At 72.7% G+C, this 25,405-nt stretch carries 3 protein-coding genes; all 3 read left to right on the top strand.

All coding sequences use genetic code 11. From position 1 onward, the window contains the following. Positions 1 to 134: 134 nt before the first annotated feature. Positions 135 to 23,837 carry a scabin-related ADP-ribosyltransferase gene (locus ACFFNX_RS02735; protein ID WP_378194496.1) on the top strand — a complete coding sequence of 7,901 codons (23,703 nt, stop codon included), beginning with the start codon at positions 135 to 137 and terminating at the stop codon, positions 23,835 to 23,837. Positions 23,838 to 23,957: 120 nt separating this feature from the next. After that, positions 23,958 to 24,674, top strand: a complete 717-nt coding sequence (locus tag ACFFNX_RS02730) for a type VII secretion system-associated protein (protein WP_378194493.1) — start codon at positions 23,958 to 23,960, stop codon at positions 24,672 to 24,674. 255 nt (positions 24,675 to 24,929) lie between these two features. Continuing rightward, a partial coding sequence (locus ACFFNX_RS02725) for a hypothetical protein (protein WP_378194490.1) occupies positions 24,930 to 25,405 on the top strand: 476 nt, incomplete at its 3' end.

The raw sequence follows: 25,405 nt of genomic DNA, 5'->3' as shown, positions 1-25,405 counted from the left end.
GGCGTTGGCCCGGCGGCTGCTGACGAGGCCCCCTTCCGGTCCGCGTCTCACGCTTCGCCCCCGAGTCTCCCCTGGACCTCGACCGTGCCCGTACGACGCTCGGCGAACTGCCGGACAACCGGCGCGTCCGGGTCATGCGCCGGGCCGGTGCGGTCATCGAGGAGCTCACCGGGCGGACGCCGTCGGCCGAGGACCTCGGCGACTCGGCCTCGCCGCTGGACCAGGCGGGGCTGCTCGTGGGGGCGGAGATCGCGCGGTCGGGTCTGGCGGCCGGGCGGGAGCTCGCGCGGCAGCTGGCGCCGGACCTCGGCGAACCGCGTGTCCGCATCGACGACGACCGGCTGGACATCGCCCGGACGACGCTGGAGAGCGTACGGGACGGCTCCGAAGAGCAGTACCTGCGGCTCCTCGACGACGCCGGAGCGCTGGTACAGGCGCTGACCGGCGACCACCCGAGCCCGACCGCGATGCGGGGGGCGGACCGCCGGCGGACCCTGGTCTGGCTGCTGGCGGCGGCCGAGATCCCCTGGGCCGGGCACCGAGCCGCCTACGATCTCGCGGCCGACATCCTCGGCCTGCCGCGCCTGCCGGAGTCGGGTGACGCGGTGAAGCTCGTCGAGCGGCTGGGGAACGCCGCCCGGCGCGACCCGGACCGGGCCCGTACGACACTGGGCATGTTCTCCGACGAACGACTCCGGCAGATCGGGGTCGAGACGGACCGGGTCATCCGCGAGGCGATCACCCGGCCGCCGGCCGGGCGGTCCCCGCGCGAGCGGGCGCCGCGGGAATGGCGGACGCTGGACGGCGCCGAGATCGCCCGGGCCGGACGCGAGGCCGGCATGGATCTGGCGCGAGCCCTGATGACGCCGCCGAAGAAGGTCCGCTTCGCCGACGAGCCGACCGTGATCGAGCCCGAGAACGAGGCGGAGCTCCGGCACGACACGACGGAGTTCGAGTCCGAGCCGCCACCCAAGACGGAGACGGTCACCGAGACCGACGAGACCGCGAGCCCGACCGCGATGCCGATCGAGGACGTGCTCGAGCAGACCCAGGTGGGCGTGGTCAACGGCCGCCCGCTGGCGGTCTGGCTGCCCGGCGCGAGAATGCCCGATCCGCCGGCGGCGGCCAAGATACTGAGCCGCCTCGACGACGTCCTTCCCAAGGGCATGGTGCTCGTCTTCGGCGACATGCGGGGCGGCCGGCTGATGGCGGGCGGCCGGGAGATCACCGTGGAGGCGATGGCCTCGGCCATCGCCGGCCGGGCGCCGGACCTGCGCCCCTTCCTGGCGATCTCCGGAGGCGCGAGGCTGGCCGAGCCGCTCTCGCGCGCGATGGACGAACCGGTGCTCGCCACCCCGTACAACGCGGAGTTCGACCCGGAGACCGGAGAGGTGATCTCCCGCCGCTCCGGCGGGCCCGTCAAGGGCGCGGATCCCAAGGAAGAGTGGTTCCGTCTCTACACCCCGGGCGACACGCAGGGTGACCCGCTCATCATGGCGCTGTACGGCAGAGCGCCCGGCGGTGGAGACCGGGACGCCGAACCCGAGCCCGACCCCGACCCCGGATCCTCGTCCACCTCGCCCGAGCGGCGGGACGGCCGGTCCGCGCCGCCGCCACCACCGCTGCCGACACCGCCGGAGCCGCAGCCGCCGCAGCAGGCGCCGGCGATGACGCCGATCGAGGCCAACCCCGCCATCCGTTCGATCGGCGTCCCGCGCGCCGGTCTGCCGCAGCAGCCGGAGCTGCTGCGGGCGGTCCGGCGGCAGCTCGATCAGGCCGGGGTGAAGTACACCGAGAAGGAATTCAGCCTGCTGACCCAGCGGCTGCTGGCCAACTACCCGTACCTGCTCAGTGCGGGCGACGACAACGGCACGAGCGGCCTGATGGTGCCGATCGGCGACGGCGAGCTGCTGTTCACCCTGGATCCGACCGACCCGCACACCCTGGGCAACCCCGCCGGGTCGACGCTCGTGCCGTCGACCTTGCCGAAGGTGGAGGGCGAGCACCACGCGGTGGACACCATCAACTCGGTGTTCGCGACCGGTGCGCACACCCAGACCGAGTCCGGGCAGACGGGCGCCACGCGGGGGGCCATCTCACTGTCCTTCGGCATCGGCGCGACACCCGGCGTCCTGCAGGTGGTGAAGATCGGCGCCGGGATCTCCGGCGTCGCCAACCAGTCGAACCGGTCCACCACCCACATCGCCGACGCCGAGGGCGGCCACGTCGAGGACAACCGGGCCGAGGCGACCCTGGTCGCCTACACCGCGAACTGGTCGTTCAAGGTCCGTAAGAACCCGAGCCAGTCCTGGATGAACACCCGGGTCCATCGGCTGACCGACCCGACCGACGAGCGCCTGCTGCTGTGGATCACCGGCCACTACCTCGAGGACCCGGACGGGGACCAGGTCACGGCCACCGGCGACGCGGTCAAGCGGACGAAGCTGCCCAAGTTCTACTTCGCGTCCGGCCTGACCAACCTGCCGCGGCTCTTCGACGAGATCGTGGCGGCCCTGCGGGCCAAGGGACTGAAGCTGCCGATCGGCAGCCTCACCCGTGGCGAACTGCTGCAGAAGCTGTGGAACCTGAACATGCACCTCGACGCCGCGGTCAACACCGACCGCGGCTACCGCTTCACGCTGCACAACAAGTACGGGCGCCAGGTGGCGACGGTGGCGCTCAAGTCGCGGCGCCTGTCCGCCACCCGGGTTGGCGCCACCAGCGACAAGTCGCACATCGAGAACGTGCGGACCGCCATCGACGGATCGAGCGGCGGGCACAGCCTCACCAACAGCAGTACCCTCACCTTCCCGAGCGTCGAGTTCGACCTGGTGCCGAGCCCGCCCGGCCTGCCCGACCTGGGTGTCGGCCTCGCCGGGTCGCTCGCCTACACCTCTTCGAACGTCGAGGGGCTCTCGACGGGCCGGGTCGGTCTCAACGTGGTGGTGCCGCGCGACACCTCCCACACCGCCGGGTACGAGATGTGGTTCTCGCACCAGGCGACGGTGAGCGTGCGCGGCAAGGCGAACACACGGGCGCCGAGGACGACTTCGGCGGTCACCGGCCGGGCACTGGTCCGGATGCCGGAGGCGGCCGCGTACGAGTACGGCTTCCCGGTCGACCGCAAGGCGCTGAAGAACCCGCCGCCGCAGGGCGGCGAGGTGCCGTTCCAGAGGGACGCCATCCGCGGCCTCGGGACGCGGCCGGGCGACGCCGCCACCAAGCCCGTCCCGCAGTACGTCGCGGACGGCAAGGGCATCGGCATGGGCCTGCCCATGGTGGCCGACAGCACCGTCGAGCGGATCCAGCGCCTGCTGGAGACCGAGCTGCGAAGGACCGGGTTCCTCCCCGCCGACAGCGAGGACCCGTTCGGCGAGTACGCCTGGTACGGGCACGGCAACAAGACGGACAGCCGGATCGACAACCTCGAGCTGTTCGAGAAGATGGTCTCCAGCCGGGGCCTGGACTCCTACTACGACCAGATTCGCCAGGACGGCATGACGTTCACGCTGCGCAAGCGGCGCGGCGGCATGGGGGTGGATCTGGACGTCGACTCGGCCAAGATCACCATCAAGGCGAAGGCGAACGCCGCGCACCCGCCGCGGTTCCTGCGCAGCACCAGCCAGTTCCACACCGTCAACCTGGCGATGGGCATGGACAGCGCCGGGATGTCCGTCAGCCACACCCGCAAGCTCGCGCTCGGCTTCAAGGTGAAGGCGCTCTACCTGGAGCTGAAGAACGCCCTGATGGGCATCGAGTGGCAGCGGATCGTCGGCGCGTCGGACGCGGTCAACTACCTCAACAACCGTCCCGAGCTGCTGGAGTACCCCGGCATCGTCGACGAGTTCGAGCTGACCAGCGACTACGAGATCAAGGTCGAGTACCAGCACTCGGGTGCCCAGGGCCGGATCCGCAAGGGACGGCGCGACCCGGCGCCGTGGTCGGTGAAGAACCAGGTCGCGCTGGCGTACCTGCTGCCGATCGGCACCGAGAAGGGCCCGACGACCACCGGTCCGACACCGGCCAAGGTGCTCGACCAGGGCGTCGTGTACTTCCTCGACACGACCGGCGCCCAGAACGCGATCCAGGCGCTCGGGCATCTCGCCGACCCCGCGGGCATGGCCTCCTCGATGCGGAGCACCTACGCCGGCACCATCGAGATGCGGTCGCATCTGAAGGAGATCCTCCAGGGCGAGTACACGACCGACCGGCCGTTCGAGTCGGGCCTGTTCCGCGACAAGTTCGGCGCGATGGACATCAGCGGCGCCATGGGGCCCACGACGTTCACCGGCGCCACCGCGGACAAGTTCGTCCTGGGCATCATCCGGCTGTTCCTGTCCGAGAGCCGTGTCACCCAGCAGAGCTCCACGGGCTGGACCTGGGAGCAGCTCGACGTCGCGGCGGGCGGGGACATCGGACCGGCCACGCTGGTGGGGGAGTCGGACGCCAGCCGGCACTGGCAGCACAACCGCTCGACCACCATGGGGGCCACCGGCGGCAAGGAGCCGATCCAGCTCGACTTCAACCGGGTCTACATCTTCGAGACCACCGTGGACTTCACCGCCCGCAGCCGCCTGGAGAAACACTCCAAGCTGTGGCCCACCGGCACCCCGAAGTCCCACACCGAGCACATGCGGCCGCGCACCATGACGTTCCTGCTGCCGGAGCCGGAGGCGCTCGCCCAGTACGCCGACGGGCACCTCGCGATCTCCGACCGCCAGCTCAAGGACGCCATGCTCCGCTGGAACACCGGCCGGCTCAAGCTCGGCGGCGACCTGGCGGCGAAGATCCTCATGCGGTGGCGGAACGATGTGCGGGTCCTGCCCAAGGACGCGCGCATCCGGCGCGGCAAGCTGGCCCGCACGATGGCGCGTCTGCACCGCACCGGGGCGACGCCGATACTGGAACAGCAGGTCAGGGAGCGGTTCAACGCGGCGTTCGGCGAGGACCTGCGCGACCCCTACGATTCGTACCTGCGTCCGCGGATGCCCGCGGACGTCGTCACGTACGCCTCCGGCGAGGGGCCGGCGCTCACCGACGCGCGGCTGGAGGAGGTGCTGGCCCAGTGGCGCGAGGGCACGACCTGGCTGAGCGGTGACACCGTCGCGCAGGTCCTGATGCGCTGGCACGACGAGGTCCCCGAACTCTCGCCCGAGACGCGGGGCGCCCGCAGCGCCGCGATCGGCGCGCTGGCCGAGGTGCACCAGGAGGGCGGGGCGCCGATCGAGTCCCTGGCGATCCGGGATCGGTTCAACGCCGCCTTCGGCAAGTCGCTGGGCAACCCGCGCCGCCCGTACCACCTCGTGGAGTTGCCGGAGTATCTGACCCGCAAGGATCCGGCCGGCCGGTTCCTCGGCCACTCGGGCCTGTACGAAGCGGAGTACCAGGGCAAACGGTCTCTCTACCAGATCGTCCGGGAGCGGGTCGAGCAGGTGGCGCCGGGCATGCTGGCCGCCGGTGCGGAGATCTGGGACGGCAAGGGACGGCGGATCGGCCGGATGCAGGGCAGCGTCGACGCCCTGCAGTCGATCTTCGCCCGCGGTCGTGAGCTGGCCATGTGGGAGGACTTCCTGGGCGAGGACGGCTTCTCGCTCTACCTGGCCAACCCGGTCGGCTGGCTGCTGACCGACGTGATCGAGGTGAACCTGAAGGACGTGCTGACCTCCGAGCCGGAGGTGCATGACTACAAGTGGAACACCGGCCTGGAGAACTACCTGCACGGCTACATCGGCACGGCCAAGTCCAAGTCCCGGGACGGCTCACAGGCGTGGATGCCGGCCAAGCTCAGCGCCGGCAACGCCAAGGCCAGCGGCCCGTTGGACCTCAAGACGGCCGTGGGTCACCACCGCGGCATGACCCGAGCCGAGAGCGCGGTCAGCGAGCAGACCGTCTACGACTGGGCCAACCACTACGCGGTGCGGTACCGGCACCAGATGACGGTACGCGTGCGGCGGCTCAACATGTCCGGCCGGCCGCTCAACAACCTGCTCCTCAAGGGGTTCAACAAGTGGACCCGGCACAGCGCGACCTCCGACATCACCGTGCCGGGCACGCTGAACCTCCAGATCCCGCACGCCCTCGCCGAGGCGGGCAACCTGCGCGGTCCCGAGCAGCTGCGCAACCTCCTCCCGCTGCCGAAGATGCCGGGCAACGCCGCCTTCATCGGCGTCGTCATGGACGGGCTGTACCCGGCCGCCCGCAAGCTGCTCGACGGGCTGCTCGGCCCGGGCTGGGCCCAGAGCGCGCTCGGCACGAAGAAGGGCGACCCGAACCTGCGGTCCAGCCTGTCGCTGCCGACGCTGCTGTCGCGCTCCCACCTGACCAACCACGTGCGGGAGACGATCGGCGGCAGCCGGTACACGCTCCCCGAAGGCATGATCGTCGGCGGGGACAGCTCCGAGCGGGCGAACCTGTGGGTGCAGGGCGAGGTGTACGACGCCCAGGTGCTCATGCGGATGTCCGATGGCGGCACCGGCACCGGCCGCTACATCAAGCACCAGAGCGGCACCACCACGAACAACAGCACGGACCTGGCCCGCGGCGTCGGTGAGTACGCCATCAACGGCAGCGACGTGATCAACCCGCAGCCGACCCAGCCCGAGGGGGCGCCGCCGCAGCGTCCGGACCACGGCTACACGTTCACCGACTCGGGCAGCCGGGTCACGTCCGCGAACCAGAACAGCGCCGGCACCGAGAACTACCGCCGGGAGGGACACGCCAAGGAGCTGGGCTCACTCCTGCTGCTGCGCCTGCGGGGCCAGTGGTGGGTGGAGGCGCAGAAGACCCGGCACCATCTGTTCCGCTCGCCCAAGAAGGTCGGCGCTCCGGTCCGCACCGATCCGGTCTCCGGCGACGTGTACATGGAGATGTTCGAGGCGCAGTACCAGGAACTGCTCGCCCAGATCGCCCAGAACCGGCGGCAGGCCGAGGACGCGCTGCGAGACCGGGCCGACCCGACGGTCTGGAATCGGCTGGTCACCGCGCCGACCTTCGACCTGCCCTCGCTGCTGGTCGACGCGGCGGCCGAGCATTACACGGCCGGCCGCGCCCATCACCCGATCGTGAACCACATCCGCGAGCAGGGCGGCGCGAACGGCCCGCTGGTCCTCACCTTCGGCCAGAGCGCGCGGACGCTGGAGTACCGCACGATGCTCCGCTGGGCCGTCAAGACCATGCGCGCCGACCTCTACGCCGCGCGGGAGCTCGACCCGGGCATCCGGACCCCCGCCTCGATCCAGCGCTACGAAGAACTCCTCACCCGGGACGACGCGCGGCTGATCAGTGGCCTGGGCCGCCCGGTCCAGGATGAGATCACCTCGATCATCAATGAGGTCAACCGGGTCCACGACCTGCGTCCCGACAACCCGTTGGGCGCTCCCGCCGAACTGCCGCCGGAGGCGGCGCTGCTCGCCACAGATCCGGTGCACCTGGCCCGCGACATCGCGGCCGAGCTGCGTGCGCATGTCCGAGTGGACGTCGCGCAGCCGGACGGGACCACACGCTCGCAGTGGGTGGACCCGGCCGGACGAATCTACGCGTTCGACCCGACGACCTTCAGCGACGCCGCGCTGACCGCGGACCAGGCGTCCCGCGCCGGGCTCTGGACCGACGAGACGCGCCGTCTCGCCGTGGCCCACGGCTTCGGCCCGCTGGACCTTGCCCGGCTCTACCGCACCTCCTGGAGGCACCAGCAGACCTTCGAACAGGCCGTCCGCGTCGCGATAGAGGAGCGTCGTCAGGCCCTGGCGGAGGTGCACGAGGCGCTGCCCGGCCTGTTCGGGCGGGCCATGGAGGCCACCGCCGCGTGGCAGGCGATCGTCACCCGGCTCGAAGCCGAGCACACCGCGCTGACACGGCAGGCCGCGGAAGAGCAGCGGGCGCTCGACGACGCCGGGAACCGGTGGAACGACCTGGACGACGAGCGCGTCCGCCTGACCCTCGACCTGAACCCCGACCCGGCCGAGATCGCCCGGATCCGGGGTGAGATGAGGTCGCTGGACGGCGCCCGGCTGCGGCGGCAGCGGGTGCTCGAGGAGCACAACGCGTCGCTGGAGGCGCTCACCCGGCGTCTGGGCGAGGTCCGCACGCAGGCCACCTCGGCGGAGAACCTGCTCGGCGAGCTGGTCGCCACCCGGCCGGGCGGCGACGCCACCGCCGGACCCCGCTGGACCGACCAGACCGTTCAGACGGCAGGCGAGCGGCTGACGGCCTGGGAGTCCCTGCTGGACCAACGCCGGGTGGACCTCGCGTACCGGCCACGGAGCGCGCCGACGGCGCAGCAGGCCATCGACGAGCTGCACCGGACGCTCGGCGCCGCCGGTTCTGGCGCGGTCTCCCTCGTCGTCACCCAGGACGCGGCCGGCGTCGGCGGGCGGTTCACCGTGGTCTCCCACGGCGGCCGGATCCGGTGGTTCGAGTCCGAGTCGCGGCTGCCGGTGGAGCCGCCGCGGGACGCCCAGCGCCTGTACTCGCTGGACGTGGGCGGCGACGGCGTGCTGCTGGACCCGCCACCCGAGCTGCGCGGGCCGGCGTCGGATCGATCCTTCGGACCGGTGCGCCACCTGGCGCTCGCCGACATCGCGCACCATCTCGACCACGGCTTGGTCCAGCCCGACGCGCGGGAGGCCGCCGCACGCTCGGGGTCGCACCTGCCCCGGTTCGTGACCGAGTTCGAGAACCGGATCGCCTACCAGAACGAGCGTCTGGTCGCGCTGACGGCCGCGCCGGGACCGCGCATCGTGAGCCTGGCCGCCGCCATGCGCAGCGACCGGCTCGCCGACGCGCACGTCTACCGCAACGACCACGGGCAGCACGGCGTCGGACCGGGCCGCCTCAACCTCCCGGGCTGGACCCGGCTGGGCGCCCTGGCGAGCTTCGCACCGGTGTACTGGGTGACCCGAGGGGCGCGGACGGAGGGCGTCACCGCACGGGACGTCCGCCGGACCGCCCTGGGCGACGCCGTGCGGTTCCTGTCCGGGGACGTCGGCCAGACCATGGAACAGCGGGTCCGCCGGACGTTCGGCGAACACGCCGACCGCGACGTCGAGCGGGTCGACCGGTTGCCGGACGACCTGCCGCCCGGCACCTGGGTCTGGTTCGCCGGCCCGTCCCGCAGCGGGGCCGCGGTCGCCACCGCCGACGGGTACCGCGTCCTGCTCACCGGTGTGAGCGGCACGCGCGAGGTGACGGCACGGCAGGCGTTGCGGGAACTGAGCGGTCGGCCGTACACCATCGTGATCGCCCGGCCGCGGGCCACGCCCGCACCCGGCGTGCGGCAGCGGGACGCCGGAGGCAGGCAGGCCGTCAGGGGCACGGGCACGTCCCACGGCGTCGCCCCGCCGGTACGGACGCGGCGTGCGAACGTGGACGACCCGCTGCCGGCCGACCCGCACGTGTACGTCAGCGAGGACGGGCAGCATCGGGTGACGGCCGCCGGGATGACCCAGGGCTCCTGGACGGACCTGGGCGCGGTCGCCGAGTACACGCTGGCGTCCTGGCTGCTCCGTGGCGGGCCGGAGCGGGGACTGACCGACGACGTCGTCGTGCGGGAGGAGCTGGACCGGGCGATCGCCTTCCTCACCGAGAACTTCGCGCTGGATGAGCACGAGGAGACCGTCCGCACGCTCCTGGCCGGTGCCACCGGCCGTGCCGTCGAGCTGACCGACGAACTGCCCGCGGGTCTGCCCGAAGGCACGCTGGTCTACTACTCCGGGCCGGACCAGATCGACGGCGCGGTGGTGCTGTCCGGTAGCCGCTACCGCAGCCTGAAGCCCGACGGCACGACCCAGGTCTCCCCGGACCAGAGCGGCGACGTCCCGTCCGGCCCCGGGCACAACTACCTGATCGTCCGGCCGGCCACGGCGACCGTGACCAAGACCGCCCCGCCGCCGGCGAAGGCCACCTCCTCCCGCGCGACCACGGTCGCGGAGGCCGAGAGGCTCGCCGCGCGGACGGAGCGGCGGGAGTTCGACCCGGCACGGCTGCAGGCGACGCTCGATGCCCGGCACCTGAGCCCCCTCACGGTGCCCGGCGACGGGAACTGCTTCTACCACAGCCTGATCGAGATCGCCGGTGCGTACCTGGAACGGCACATCTCCGGGCTCAGCATGCGCGGGAACCGGCTTCGTGCGGTGGGGGCGCTGCGGAACTGGCTCGCGGACCGGCTGGAGGCCGACTTCGCGGTCGCGGCCCAGGGCCTGCCGTCGCGGTACGCCGGCTTCTTCCACGTGGTCGAGGGCGGGCCCTCGATCGCGGCGCAGCAGCAGGCGCTGGTGCACCAGATCCGGACGATGGGCGAGTGGGACGACGAGGCGGGCGACATCGTCGCGCACCTGGCGGCGTACGAGCTCGGCCTGCGGATCACCTTGATCCAGGACCGGTACGTCACCACGGTCGGCCCGGACGGCCCGGCCCACCTCAGCTTCATCCGCATGCCCGGCCACTACCTGGGCACCCGGAGCACACGCACGGACGCGCCGCGGATCCCGTGGCGGACCTTCCGGCCGGTGCCGCCGACCTCCGCCGCCGTCGCCCACGAGCAGTACGACCGCCAGATCGGGTGGGCGAAGCGGCGGTACGCGAACGTGCGGGAGGACCTGGAGAGCCTCACGTCACGGCTCGACCCGGACATCGTCCGCGACCTGCAAAGGCAGGTACGGGAGCGGCTGGCCGCCCGCGACCGGGAGCTGGCGAGGCACCGCGCCGAGACGGCGGCGCACCTGCAGCCGCAGCATCGGCTCGACGCCAATGTCAGCGCGGTGGGCGATTTGGAACGGATGGTCCGGGAGTACCAGGCGCAACTGGGCGAACCGGCGCCGTCCGTTCCGGGCTCCTCGTCCGGGCAGGGCGTGCGAGCCCGTACCCGGATCTCGGACTACCTCTTCAACGAGGTCAACTCCCGGCTCGCCCGCTTCGGTGGGCGCTGGCTGCTCGGCCGGGTCGACCGGGGACAGATCCGGGAGGCGCTGGCCGACCTCCCCCAGGGCGGCCCCACCGACCCGGCCGGCCTGGCCACCGACCTCGTGTACCAGATCGTCTTCGGCCGGGTGCCCCGGATGCGGGGCGGCGAGCGGCCCGCCTCGGTGCGGTTCCAGGATCCGTTCGCGCCCGGCTCCAGCGGCACCGGGGCGTACGACGAGGCCGCCGGCCGGACGTTCGGCGCGGGCCCGAAGGTGTTCGCGGCCGCCGACCGGATCCACGCGCGGTTCCACGAATGGGCGAGCGAGCACACCGTCGTGCCGGGGAAGGGCAAGAGCCCCGTACGGCCCGCGGACGCCGCGCCACGCATGGAGGCTCTGCTCTCCCGGCTCGACCTGGGTGATGCCGGCGCCCTGGCGAGCGGTCGGCCGATCGAGCCGACCGTGCGGCTGATGCTGGCGTACCGGGAGCTGGGGCTGCCCGAGAGCGATGCGCCGCTGTTCCTCAAGGCGCTCAAGGCCGGCCTGATGAGCGATCTCCTGCCCGAGGACGCGAACCCGGCGCACCTGCCCATGGCGGATCTGCGGCGGATCGCGGACGCGGTGGGCATCGGCGTTCACCGGCCCGTCGGGGACCAGGGCATCACGGCCGTCGCGCTCGAGCGGCGGCTGGGCGAGGTGCTGCCGCCGTACGACGGGACGGCGTTGGACTGCGTTCTGCGGCTGGAGGCGGTGCGGCGAGAGCTGTACGGCGGCCCGGCGGTGCCCCGCGACGACTTCACGGTCGGGGACAGGCGGCCGGAGCGGGCTCTGGCGGCCGCCCTGGGCGGGGACTGGCGACCGCTGCACGGCCCACCGGAGAGCATCGCGCCCCTGGTGAAGCGCCTGGGGCCGGGCGCGATGGCGTTCCTGCTGGTGTCGATGCAGAACGGCCCGGGCCATGCGTTCGCGCTGCGGAACGAGGGCGGCCACCTGTTGTGGGTGGAGACGCAGGCCGGGCTCGGCTCGCGGGTGTACCCCGTCGAGGACGGCGCGCCCGTGCCGGGCGGGGACGTGTACTTCATCCTGGTGGACGCGACCGGCCGCGCGGTGGTGCCGGACTCTCTTCCGGACGCGCCGTACGTCGTGGACGCGCTGCGGCTCGCACCGGAGGTGCTCGGCTTCGCCGCGCAGGGGCGCGAGCACGAGATGAAACACGTCGTCCACGGCCACGGTTTGCAGGCGTTCCACGGAAGCGAGGAGGTCCTCGTCTTCAACCGTGCGACCGGTGTGGTCGTGGAGACCGACACGATGCACCTCTGGGTCGCCGGCCGCGGCCGGTCGGCCCGCTACTACGCGACGAAACGGGCGGCGCGGATGTCGGGCCGCGGAAAGGTCAAGCGCAAGTCCGTCAACATCGTCGAGGTCGTCGCCAGGCCGGAGCGGGTACAGCGAACCGGGGAGGAGCGCTTCTACGACCCGGCGGTGGTGCGGGCCGGAATCCGTGACGCGCAGAGGCGCCTGAACAACGCGGTGCGGCTACGCGACGGCGAGGCCGGGCCCGGCTTCCGCGGCACCTCGCTGCGGGAGCTGTTCGGCGACGATCCCAACTACGAGTTCGGGCCGAACGCCGACGACCTGTCCATCCTGCTGCCACCAGGCTGGGACGACTCGGTCTACACGCACATCAGCGAGGGCACGTACCTGACGTCCACGCTGACCTTCCTGCAGGCGGTCGAGCGGTTCGCCGAGGCCGGCGACATCAGGAACTACTTCCACGCCGGCCTGCGGTTCGGCGACGATGTCGTGCTGACGTACCTGGACGACGTGCTGGACCAGCGCGTAGGCCGGTTCGCCGGCCCGGCGACGGAGCACGTGCCGGGCGTCGCCGACGTGCGTGCGTCGATGACGCTCATGAACACGCACACGTTCGCCGCCGCCCGCGTGTTCGTCCGCGGCGACGAGCACCTGGCGAAGAACCTCGTCCACGGGGCGCTGCGCACGTCGTTCGCCGCCGTCCGCGAGTCGATGCCGCCGGACGTCCAGAGCTTCCTGGAGGACCACGACGGCGAGATCCGGACGAAGCTGCGTGCGGATCTCCGGGAGCGGCTCGCCCGTGCGATCAGGACCTACGAGCGGCACCCGCGGATGCACCGGCGCTGGCGCGAGTTCGGTCCGGAGCCGCTCTCGCTGTTCGAGTACCCGCTGAGAAACCAGTCCATGACCCTCGGCGACTACGTCGACAACATGCTGCTTCCCTCCGGGCAGCCCAGGTACTACGTCGACCAGGACGACGCGATGAATGTCCGGACCAACATGCGCCGTCTCGACCGCGGGCTGGTCGTGAGCGAGATCCGCGACATCGGCCCGGAGCGCCAGAGCCTGCGCCGGGCGGAGGAGACGGCCGAGGAGTTCGCCCGGCTCGCGCGGCTCTCACACGAGCAGGCCGAGCGGGTGGCGCACAACAACGCCACCGCGGAGGGACAGGAGTACAACAGGACGCTGCTCCAGGCCGTGGACGCGGTCAGCGCGTACCGGCCGAACGCCGACAACCTGGCCACCGACGTCCGTGACCTCCTCGACTCGGTGGCGCGGCACGTTCCGGACCTGGTCCGTGACCCGATCTTCCGGGAGAATGTGACCTCCAACCTCCAGGCCGACGCCGTCGTCGCGCTGAGCGACTTCATCGGACTCGCCGACGGGGAGAGCGCCCGCGCCGTACGGCACGCGGTCAAGGCCATCCGTGACGTGCTGCCGCAGAACGAAGGCGGCCTGCGCCGGGAGGCGGACGGTCTGATCAGACGTCTGCGCGAGTACCGGCCGCCGCGGCGGCGGTCGTACCCCGCGCCGCGGTCCTCCTCGGGCGTCCGGTACCGGTGGCAGGATCGGGCCGAGGACCCGTTCGCCCGCCCGGGCCCATTGGCGCCGGCGCTGTGGCCGGCCGGGCCGGACGACGTTCTGGTCCCGGTGGCGGATCCGGGCCGGCTGGTGGCCGCTCCGGTGACCACGGAGCAGTGGTTCGACCGCCGGGCGGACGCGCCCGTGGTGCCGGTGGCGACGGAGCGTTCCGAGCCCAAGGTCGGCTTCACCACCACGGCGAACCCCGAGGAGGACCGCTGGGACGCCGACATCCGCTTCAACGCGCAGCGGATCCAGGTGACCGACGAGCAGTGGGTCCGCTACCAGGTGGCCGTGCTTCCGGTGAAGCCGATGCCCGGGATCGCGTGGGAGGACGTCGAGGCCCTGGAGGGCCGGCTGAACGAGGCGCTCGACGCCTACTGGAACCGCGGCTACGAACTGCCGGTCGGCAAGGACCAGACGCATCTGGCGGTGAAGCTGGTCCACGCGCCGGAGTACGCGCGGGCGATCGAGCTGCGGCCGGGCACGACGAAGAACGGCCCCGAGTTCGAGCTGGACACCCGGCACTGGGGGCTGGAGGACTACATCTACGCCCTCGTGCACGAGGTGCTGCACTACTTCGGCCTGCGCGACGAGTACCCGGACGCGCGGTCGGCGCAACGGAGCAGGGCGACCTCGTCCGCGATCAAGGCCGACGGGCTGATGGCCGGCGGCGCGTTCGACCCTTCGCAGCCCGTGCCGGCCCGTTACCTGCGGCTCATCGAGACCGTGGTCGACGCCACCGCGGTCCTGCTCGACCACCCGCTGCCCCGCGCGGCCATCGAACCGGACCACACGGGCCTGCCGGTGGAGGCGATGGACGAGGCGCGGTCCGCCGACCCCGCGGCGGAGACGATCGTGGGTCCGCCGGACGACGCGCCGGAACGCCCCGGGCCCGCCGCGCCGGAGACGCGGGCCGTGGCCGTGCCTCTGCTCGCCGCCTCGCCGCGAAGCCGGGTCGCCCAGGCGTACGCCCAGGCCCGCACCGAGTTCCGGCTGCCCGGTACCTACCGGTTCACTCCGTCGCACGCCGCCGCGACGCACGAACTGCGGCGGCTGGCCGGGGCGGAGCAGGACCCGAACGCCCATCCGGACTGGGTCGCCCTGGCCACCCGCGTGAACCGCGGCTGGCAGCCGAACGCGGTCACCGACGCGGTGAGCGCGGTCCTGCCGGCGGACCTGCCGGGGCTCCTCTCGGCGGCCAGGCTCGCGCTCGACGTGCACGGTCCCGGCTTCACCCTCGGCCAGTTGCGGAACGTCCGGCGGCTCGCCGACGCCATGCGGTCGGACCCGGCCACACTGTCCGACGTCCTGCAACGGCCCGGCCGCGAGCCCGGGGACGAGGTCGGGATCGCCGACGTGCGCGAGCTGATCCACTCGTTCGGCGGCTACGGACCGCTCGAGTACCCGACCGCCGACGACGTGCGGATGGTCGCCGCCCTGGTGGCCGAGGCGTTCGGCTCGGCGCCGCTGACGGTCGGCGGGCTCCGTACGGCCTGGGAGACCGCCGCCGGGGTGTCGCGCTCGGAGGCCGCGGCCGTGCTGGGCGAGGCCGGCCTGGCCGTGGCCCAGCTCGGGCTGTCGTTCGCGGTGATCGGCGCGGACGCGGCCGCCGCGCACCGTACCGAGCTGGAGGAGCGGCTGGGGCGGCTGCGCGCACTCGCCGACGCTCCGTGGCGGCCGAACCAGCGCGCACGCGTCGACCGGCTGCGGGACGCCGTCCGGGGCGTCGACGAACGGATCGCCGAGATCCATGCCGCCGCCGTACACAGCCTCGAAGACCAGGTCAGGGCCGAGCTGGCCGGCTCACCCCAGGACGCCGCCGAGGCTCTCCGGCAGAGGCTGGAGAGCCGCGCACCGGACGCCGGCCCGGTGGCCGTGCACGAGTTGCTGGCGATCCGGTCCGAGGCCGCGCGCCTGGCCGAGCCGGACCAGACCCCCGACCCCGAGGCTCCTGCGGAACCGGGCACCGAGGCCGCGCCGCGACCGGTCGTCCGGCGGTTGCCCGGGCGGATCCGGTACGCAGCGGAGGAGAACGCCCGTCTCGGAGTCGACCGGTCCCTGCCGTGGGGCGAGTGGGGACACGTCTTCCGGGTCGGTGACGTGCGGCTGGGCGAGGACCGGCCGCTGGCCGCGTGGATCGTGGAGCTGCTCCCCATGGACCTGCGGCGGCCGGTCGAGGACGGTGTCGTCGCCACCTTCACCCGCCTGGGCAGCCAGGAGGCGGGGCGCCGGCTGGCGTCACCGACCGGGTTGCGGGTGCCGACGCCGACGGGGCCGGTGACGGTACGGCTGGTCCTGGGGCCGCTGACCGGCGAGCACGGCGCGCGCTACCGCCGTCCGCAGGAGGTGCAGTCGGTACAGATCGGCGCGCGCCCGTCGCAGGCCCTCGACCACCCGCAGATCGTCACGCCGTCCACCTTCACCGACGTCAACGACAACCGGTCGATCGCGCCGGAGTCGACGGGCGACGGCCCGATCTCGATCGCGACCGGCTGGAACATCCTGCCGACCGTCGGCGTCATGCCCACCGTCACGGGCAGCGGCTCGCGGGGCTTCGGCGCGTACGAGGGCGCGGTCATCCAGACGGTCCAGCAGATCTGGCGCAACCAGTACGCCTACTTCGAGGTCCCCGCGAACCACGACGACCCGGCGAACGGCAGCCGCCTGTCCGTGACGTTCCCCGGCGAGGCCGGGGAGGAGACGGTCATCCGGCCGGCCGACGTACTTCTGGCCTTCGCCGAGGACGACTCCCCGCTGGAGGAGGGCGCACCACCGGCCTTCGGCCCGGAGCGCGCGCTGCCCGACGGGGCCACCGCGGCGATGGCCGAGGATTTCCACCGCGTGCTCTGGCGGGTGACCACGATCGGCGAGTCGCTGACCGTGAACCGGGGGCCGGAGGCCGTCGCCCTGCGGATCGCGCTCCGCTTCCCCGACGCCGACGCCGGCTTCATCTCCTCGGTGACCGATCTGTTCACCGAGTCCGCGCTGTTCCGGGTGCACAAGGACGTCCTGGGCCACGGCTACCTGTCGGATGAGTTCCGGGTGAACCAGAACACCGAGGACTGGGCGGCCTTCCGGCTACGGGGCCGGATGACGGCCTTCCGGCAGGTCGACACCGCCGAGGGGTACGTCCAGCAGGACGCGCGGCACCTGTTCTGGTCGGGCGAGTCGAGCTCGATGAGCGGGGGTGTCGCCTCGGACCTGACCGTGACGGCGTCGCCGCCGACGTTCACCGTGCGGGGCACGCCGGTGCAGATCGGCCCGACCGGCGGCGCCAAGGCGTCCGGATCGGTCACCCGTAGCCTGGCGGCCTCGATGGGCGCCGGCGACTGGCGGTACGGCGCCTATCCCTCCAGTCGGCGGATCTACCGGCTCACGATGGCCCTCGAGGTCGACGTGCGCTCCTCCCGGGCGGCGGCGGCGCGGCCCGCGCGGTTCGCGATGACCGGGTACGTCGAGGTGCCGGAGCGGGAGGCGGACCGGTTCGAGCGGGAGCTGAACGACGTGCTCTCGGGCGTGGCCCTGGACCGGGTCAGGGGCGACGGCCGACTGATCCTGCCGGCCGACGGCCCGCACCTGACCGACCGCATGCCGCCGCTCGGCATCCTGAAGGGCCGCAGCCGCGGACCGTCGGTCCCCGACATGCTCGGCGGGTTCGAGAAGGTCGTGCCCCGGGCGATGGAGCTGGTCGACCAGGCGTTCGGCGACCCGCGGCTGACGAGCATCGCCCCGCGTCTCACCGCACGCCAGCGGCACCGGCTCGAACGGGCGATGAACCAGAGGTTCTCGGTCACCACCGCCCTGCCGTACACCAGTCAGCTCATCAGCCACCGGATGTCGTTCACCCGGCTCTACCAGGCGCCCGGCGGCCGGGTGCGGCTCAAGGTACGCGTGCGGTCGCAGCAGGGCGAGGACTGGACCGGCGGCCGGCTGGAGTGGGGCCGCATCGACCACTACCCGATCTACTACGACGACCTGGGCGCGACCGAGCAGGTGGCGGACCAGCTCGGCTACCGCGGCGGCGGCCACCTCAGGCTGGGCCCGCTCCACAGCGTCCTGCGCCGGCTGAACTTCCCCGCGCAGTTCCACTACGCCCGGGCCCATTCGGCCGCGCTGACCGCGCGCTTCGGCGTGTGGTCCTCGCTCGGCTTCGTCTACGAGGGCCCGCTCCGGACCTTCCTGTTCGGCACCCGCTACCACGTCGACGTCGAGCTGACCTTCGAGCCGGAGGCCGCGTCCGCCGGCACGCTCGCCGGGCTGGCCGCCGGCGTCGCCCGCCAGGCCGCCGATCTGGTCACCGGCACACCGCCGCAGGGCCTCCCGACTCGTACGGTCCGCCGCCACGACGACTGGTCCGGCCTCATCCGCTACATGATCGCGGAGGGGCTCAGTCCGCTGACCGGCGGTCACTCCCTCACCCGCACGCCCGTTCCCGACCTGGGCCGGGCGCTGCGACGGCGGCCGCCCGTCGCGCCGGTGACCTTCCAGGACCTGTGGGGATGGGCCGCCGGGAGACCCGAGCTCCTGCGGCCCGACGACCAGCCCCTGGAGGTCCTCGGCATCGAGGAGCTGTGGCAGGTGGCCGGTGAGCTGCTGGAGGCCGCCGGAATCCCGCCCGAGACCTACAACGACACGCTGGACGTCACGGTCAACGAGGACCAGATCGTCGCACGGATGCTGTGGGGCGGCCCGACCGTGCAGGCGTCCGGGATCGGGCACGGCGGCTCGGTCGGGGACCGGCACGCGGTGGTCTCGCTGCGCGGCAAGGTGCTCCGGCTGCGTCCGCAGGTCGGTGAGGTCGGCATGTACGAGACCGACATCACCGACTCCGAACCGGCGGTGATCTTCACCGGCCGGCGCTCCACCTCCCATGTCCTGTCCGGCAGCGCCGACCTGGCCGGCGAGTTCGAGGACGGCGGACCGTACGGCAGCTGGACGCTGCGCAACGTCACCGAGACGAACATCGACTCCAACGAGGTGCTGTCCGGCCGCTGGCTCACCCAGGAGAACCGCGAGTACCGGCCGCACCGCGGCACGATGCTGTGGGACGTCACGGTGACGAGCTGGAGCGCGAACGCCCTCGGCAGCTGGTCGCTGAGGCACGACCGGGTGCAGGTGCTCGTCGTCGGCGGCCTCCTCCTGCTGCGGCCGGCGCCCCAGCCGAGGATCGAGCGTCCCCCGGCGGTGCCGGCGCGGATGCCCCTGGAGCGGCTACCGCTGACGAACACCTCCGACCGGCTGGAGTGGCCGCAGCCGAACGACGCGTCCGACGGGCTCAACCCCGTGCTGGCCATGGTCCGGGGCGTCCTGCACGCCGTCGACGAACAGCTGCTGTACCGGCAGTGGCGCATCGTGAACGGCACCCCGAGGACGGTGCGCTCGGGCGTGCCGACCACCCTGCAGTCGCTCCTGCAGAACGGCGCGCTGCTCGGGCACCGCGACACCCTCCTGGGCCCCGGCCTGATCCTTCACCTGGCCCGCTCGCTGTCCGGCGCGGGCAAACAGTTCACCCTCGTCCTGCGCGCGGAGCCGCTGGAGGACTACGACTACGGCGACACCCGCGCCCGCGACTTCGCGCTCTACCGGCTGAACACCCAGCGGCAGGTCGGCCGGCACAGCACGACCTCGGCGCACACCCTGGGCGCGAACGCCGGTACCGCACGGATCCCCGCCACCGGCCGGGCGGTCAGCGGCACGTACCTCGAAGGCACGGCCGAGGGCGACCACTACGAGCAGACGACGATCGCGCGGGGCAAGATCTTCCGCACCCGCGACGTGCTGACGATCCTCGGCGACACGCACGCCTACACCGGTGCGCTACGGATCACCGCGACCGTCTACCGCGGCTACAACGCGTCCAAGCCGCTCCAGGTGCTCACGCTCGGACTGGCGGACCGGGGGCTGGCGCTCTTCATCGATCCCAACACGCCCGTGCCGGTCGCCGTGACCGACTTCGTGGACATCGTCGAACGCGCCCAGTTCCCCGCCTCGATGCTGCCCGGTCGGCCGCCGAACCTCGCGCCGGTGGCCGACCGGGTGCGCCGGCTGAACGCGGCCCCGACGCCCGAGGAGGTGTTGACCGACGCCGGACTCACGCCGTTCGCGGTCGGGCGGGCGGACATCCTGCGCCGTGGGGTCGTCCCGGCCGGCATCGACGCGTTCGCGCTGCGGGTCCTGTTCGACCGGTCGATCGCGGTCTTCTCCGGCACGGCCGTCGGCGGCGATGTGCCCGCCGTGGTGCGGAGCCTGATGACCGCCACGGGAATGCCGTGGGAGGCGTACGCGGCGCTGCTCAGCCGGCACCAGTTCATCACCAGCTTCCACCTGACGCTCGACGACGGCCACGCCTTCCCGCCGCTCGTACGGGAGGACGGCCCGGCCACCGACGCGCGGGGCGAGACGTTCATCCAGACCCGCCTGTACAACCCGAAGCCGCTGCGCTGGATCGACAGCCGGCTGACCTCCGAGACGCTCCACATGGCCGAGAACGACCTGCCGGACGCGGCGGGCACGACGTTCGGCGGCTCCCTGGACGGCGGACCGGCGCTGGCCCCGCCGCGCGGCGACCCGGTGGTGCCCGTCGAACCGTCCGGCTCGCTCGGGCAGAGCCACGACCACGGCCTCACCGCCGGCGAACGGCTCGTCCGGCCGATCGCCTTCCGGCGCCACGCGTACTACCTGCGCGTGTCAGCCGGTGTGCTGGGCGGCCTGCGGGTCAGCGCGGCCAACGAACGCCGCGACGTCCGGTACGGAGCCGGCGAGTCCCTGCTCTGGTACGGCATGGACGACTCGGTGGAGGTGCTGCTGGACCCGGAGACCGCGCTGGCCAAGCGGATGCTGTTCGGGTCGGAGGGCATCCCCGGTCTGGACGGCCGCCGCTACCTGCCGCACGTCCCGGCCGTCGCTCCGCAGCGCGGCAGCCCGGCCGCCGCCGAGGAGCTGAACCGGCTGCGCGCCGCCCTCGCCCTGCCCCGGTACGGCGACTGGTACATCCTGGCCGGACACTATGATCCGGCCGCCCGGCAGGTGGTCCAGAACGCGATGCGGGACGAGGCGACCGGCGACCCGTCATTCGTCGTCGAACGCCACGACGTCGCCGGTTTCGCCGACCTCCTCACCGGCTTCGATGACCTCGGCGACCGGCCCATCATCCTGATCATGGGGGGAATGGACGTCCGCTTCGCCTCGGCCGTCGCCCGGCGGATCGGGCACGACCTGCTGATCAGCTCCGACGACATACGGCAGGACCACGCCGTCCAGGCCGTTCGCGACGACGCCCCGGGAAGCTGGATCCTGGTGCCGCGCGACGGCTCGGAGCCGATCGTCTACGGCGCGGATCTGGACGAGGTGCTGACCAGGCAGATCGTTCCCGAACTGCGCGGCGCGCGCCTCGACGACGAACCCGGCACGATGTACCCGGACCCGGCGGTCATCTGGCCGGCCCACCGGGTCGCGGCCGTCGAGGCACAGGACGACCTGGCGCAGGACCCGCCGTCGCCGGAGCCCGAGATCGTGCCGGTCTCACCCGCCGAGTCTTCGGTGGCCGATGTGGAGCCGGTCGTCGAGAGCCGGGAGCCTGTTCCCGTCGAACTCATCGCGGCGGAGGCGCAGGACGACTCGGTGCAGGGCGACCTGGTGCAGGATCCGCCGCCGGAGTCCGAGCCCCTGCCGGTCTCATCCGCCGAGTCGTCGGCGCTCGGTGCGGAGCCGGTCGTCGAGAGCCGGGATCCCGCTTCCGCCGAGCCCGTGGCGGCGGACGAGCGCGTCCAGGACTCCGGGATCGTGGCGTCCGGCGATGACGAACCGGAACACCTTCCGGCCCCGGTGAGCCGGCCCGCCTCGCCACCGCGCCAGGTATCCGGCGCCGAGCGCCCGGGCTGGCACGCCCACATCGTGTTGTATGAGGTCCGGGACGCGGACGGGCGGCTCCACGGCCTGGCCTCCTACACCGAGCGGGACGTGGAACGCCGCGCACCCGTCCTGTCGCAGCCGGAGCCGCCGGCCTCCTCCACGGCCTGGCACAAGGGCACCGGCGGCGCGCCCGCACCGGTTCCCACACCCGCCGGGGCGAAGACTCTCCACTGGTTCTCCGACGGCGCCGCCGGCCAGGTCACCGCAGCCGCCCGCGACGGCGAGCCGCCCCACGTGCCGGATGGGGAGACCGCCCTCGACCACGCGGAACGCGAGAGCGCCCACACGTACCCCGATCCGGTCGGCGACGAGACCGGCCTCACCTCCGTGACGCCTCGTCCCGCGACCTCGTCGGAGCCCGGCGGCGTCCTGGTCGAACTGCCGGCCCTGCCCGTGCAGGGCGAGACGTTCGGCCGCGTGCTGGAGCGCGCCCTGGAGCCGCGCGGGCCGGAACGGGACGGGTCCACCACGGAGAGCCCCGGCTCGTACCGGCGGCTCCTCGACGGCCTGACGGAGGAGGACCTGCCCGCCTCCGCGCCGCTCGTCGACGGGACCACACCGCTGGAGTTCGAGGCCTTCCAGCGAGCCGGGATCACGCTGTCGGCCGGCGACCAGGCGCAGGCGATTCTGGGGCAGAAGGTCTCGGTCGCGTCGCTCGGCCTCGACCTCGACCGCGTGCAGCTGTTCCGGCTGGCGATGGAGACGAAGGCGACGGCCTCGGCGGAGAACTGGGGGAGGCTGGCCGAGGCCCTGGACGCCGCCGTCCGGCGCCTGGGCGTACGGATCGTCCTCAGCGAACCGGGCGAGGCCGAGGACCACCGGCCGGTCGTGCCCTCGCCGGAGCCCCGCAACGCACCGGAGCCGCTTCGCCCGGAGCCGAGCACTCCGGCCGCATCGGTGCAGGTGGAGGGCTCGGACTCCGGTGCGCTCCAACGTCCGGCGGGGCCCGCTCCCGTCTACCGGGTCCGCGACGAGCGGTGGTGGCCGCTGCGCGCGGATCACTCGAATCCGGACCGGCCGGGAGAAGACGCCTTCGTGCTGACGCCGAACGAGTCCGGCCCTCCGACCGTGGAACGGGGTACGCGGAGCGGGATCCGCCAGACGGTGAGCTACGACCTCAAGGTGGAGCCGCAGGACTGGTCCTTCCGGCTGCGTCTCCACGTGAAGCCGGCGCGGGGAGCGACGCAGGAGGATCTCACGATGTCGACCGACAAGGCGGCGGCCGCCGCCGACAAGGACATCAGCGAACCCGGCCATGTGCTGCCCGGGACGGACGCGCGGCTGGGGCTCCTGGTGGAGTTCACCGACGACCCCGGCGACGCGTTCGCGGTGGTCGAGGTGGTGCCGGGCGTGCCCGGACCGAACGACAGGATGAATCAGCTGCGCTGGTTCGCCGGCGCGCCACGGCACGCGTTCGCGCACGAGCTGGTGCACTTCCTCGGGGTGCGGGACACGCACGGGTCTCCGCGCGCCCTGCTGCGTCCGGTCGATCCACCCGCGGCGGCGCGGCCGGACGATCTGATGGGTGACGCGAGCGCCGAGGGCGGGTCGTACGTTCTCCTGGAGGACCATCTCGCTCAGATCGTGGAGGCGGCCGCCCCGTACCTGCCGCCCCGGCCCGACCTGTTCCGCGCCGATGACCAGAGTCCGCACCACGCGACCGAGGGGCCTGACCCGGAGATCGATCTGCCGCCGGAGATCGACCACGCGCTGCTCGTGGCCGAGGACGAGGGCTCGATCGTGGAGACCGAGGCCGGGATCGTCGTCTACCGCTGGCTCGACGCGGGACCGGATGTGATCTTCGAGGCAGGGGGCCTGCATCCCAGGATGCCCGGCAACCTGAGGGACCTTCAGGCCCACATCGCGTCGAGCGGCCACACGCAGTTCGTGTCGACCACCCGTGACCCGAACTACCGCCACAAGAATCGTCGCTATCGCTACATGATCCGCCCGTCGGATTCCGGAATCGACGTGGCCGGGACGCTGGCGGCACGGGGCATTCCCTACTCGTTCTCCTGGGAGCAGGAGGTCGCCTTCACCGGAACCATTCCCCTTGAGGACATCGTCGAGGTCCTTGACGCGGAGACCGGCTGGGTCATCCCCAACCCCGGCCACCGGCGAAGGGGCTGACGGTGGCCGAGGAATCGCCTACGGGACTCGGGCGCCGCGGTCTCACGGCGGGTGAGGGCCGGCATCCACCGGAGGCACCGGGTCCGCGGTGCACGACCTCCAGGAAGGATCGAGGGAGAAATGGTTGCGGACGAGAGCAACGAGCGGGAGCGGACGGCCGCCGACGGCGAGCGGATCGAGGGCGCCACCGACACCATGCCCCCGGTGCCGGACTCGATCCGGGAGACCGCCCGGCTCGCCCCCGACCACTGGCTCGGCATGGTCGACCCCGCCTGGACCGGCGAGGGCGACCCGCCTTCGTGGTCGATGATCGGCCAGTGGCGGTCGAGCCGCGAGGGCGAGATCGTCGAGTGGCGCGAGAACGAGGAGTACCGGCCGTCGCCGGCGGCCCTCGGGTGGCCTGAGCCGACCGATGAGGTGGACGCCGCGGTGCAACGGGCCGCGACCGGCTACGGGCCCGGTGAGGCCGTGGCCGAGACGCTGGCCGCCCTGCCGGAGGCGGCGGTCTTCGTCACTCCCGAGGGCGACCCGCTGCCCGCCACCGCGCCGGACGGCAGGACCCGCGTGATCCCGGTCTTCACCTCACCCGTCCACCTCCACGCCGCCGGGCGCCTGGCGTTCGAGCTGATGGCCGTACGGGACCTCGTCGACCGGCTGCCCGCCGACCATCTCCTCTACCTCAACCCCTCGGCCTCGGTGAGCATGACGGTGGACACCGCGATGCTTCGCGAGGCGCTGGAGAGCGTGCCGGCGCGTGTCGCCGAGGACGTGCGGGACATCGCGCCGCCCCGGCCGCCCACCGTCGGCGGCGGGGTTCGGACGGCCGGGGACGGTTGAGTGACGCTTCTGGGGCGGATGAGAAAAAATCCGGGCAGGATCGGGCATGTCCGGTGACATCCGGGCGAAAACGGAGTAGATCGGTCTTGAACCCGAAGACTGTCGGGCTCGTATGTCTTACTGAGGGCCGCCTTTCGCCGAAGCCGCCTCCGTACGGGGCGAAGGGCTGACCTCGGACCGCCGTGCTGCGGTCACGTGGAGGAGGTGCACCGGTGACCTTCCCCGCCACGACCGAAGCCGTCACCGGAGGTGATCGTGAGCCGCTGGAGAAGGGCGTCCACCCGCCGGGACCGAGGCCGGCCGGATCCGGCCGTCCCGCCCAGGAAGGGCCGCGCCGGCCGTGCGAAGGGCCGACCCGCGGTCGTGGTCGACGAGTACGACGACCTCATCCTGCTGCGTTCCTCCGCGGACGCGTCGCCGCGGCCGGACGGCGTGGCCGAACTCGCCGGCTTCCTCAGCGGCGGAGACGACGCACAGAAGGTGTTCACCCTCGTGGTCGGCGCGAACGGCGCGGACGGCGAACTCTGGACCCGCCTGGGCGCCGTCCTGGACTCCCTGCGCGACCGGGGCGTGCGGACCGTCCGCCTCGCGCTGGCGGGCGCGGGCGCGTCGCGCTCCGGACGGCCCGCCATGGCCCAGCGGATCGCCGACGCCTGGGGGATCAAGGTGATCGCCCCGGACGCGGGCGTGCTCATCGTGCCCGGGGGCTCGGTGTTCGCGCTCGGCGGGGT

The sequence above is a fragment of the Actinoallomurus acaciae genome (genome assembly GCF_042429965.1).
Classification (GTDB): domain Bacteria; phylum Actinomycetota; class Actinomycetes; order Streptosporangiales; family Streptosporangiaceae; genus Actinoallomurus; species Actinoallomurus acaciae.
This window is presented reverse-complemented; position numbering and strand designations above follow the sequence as displayed.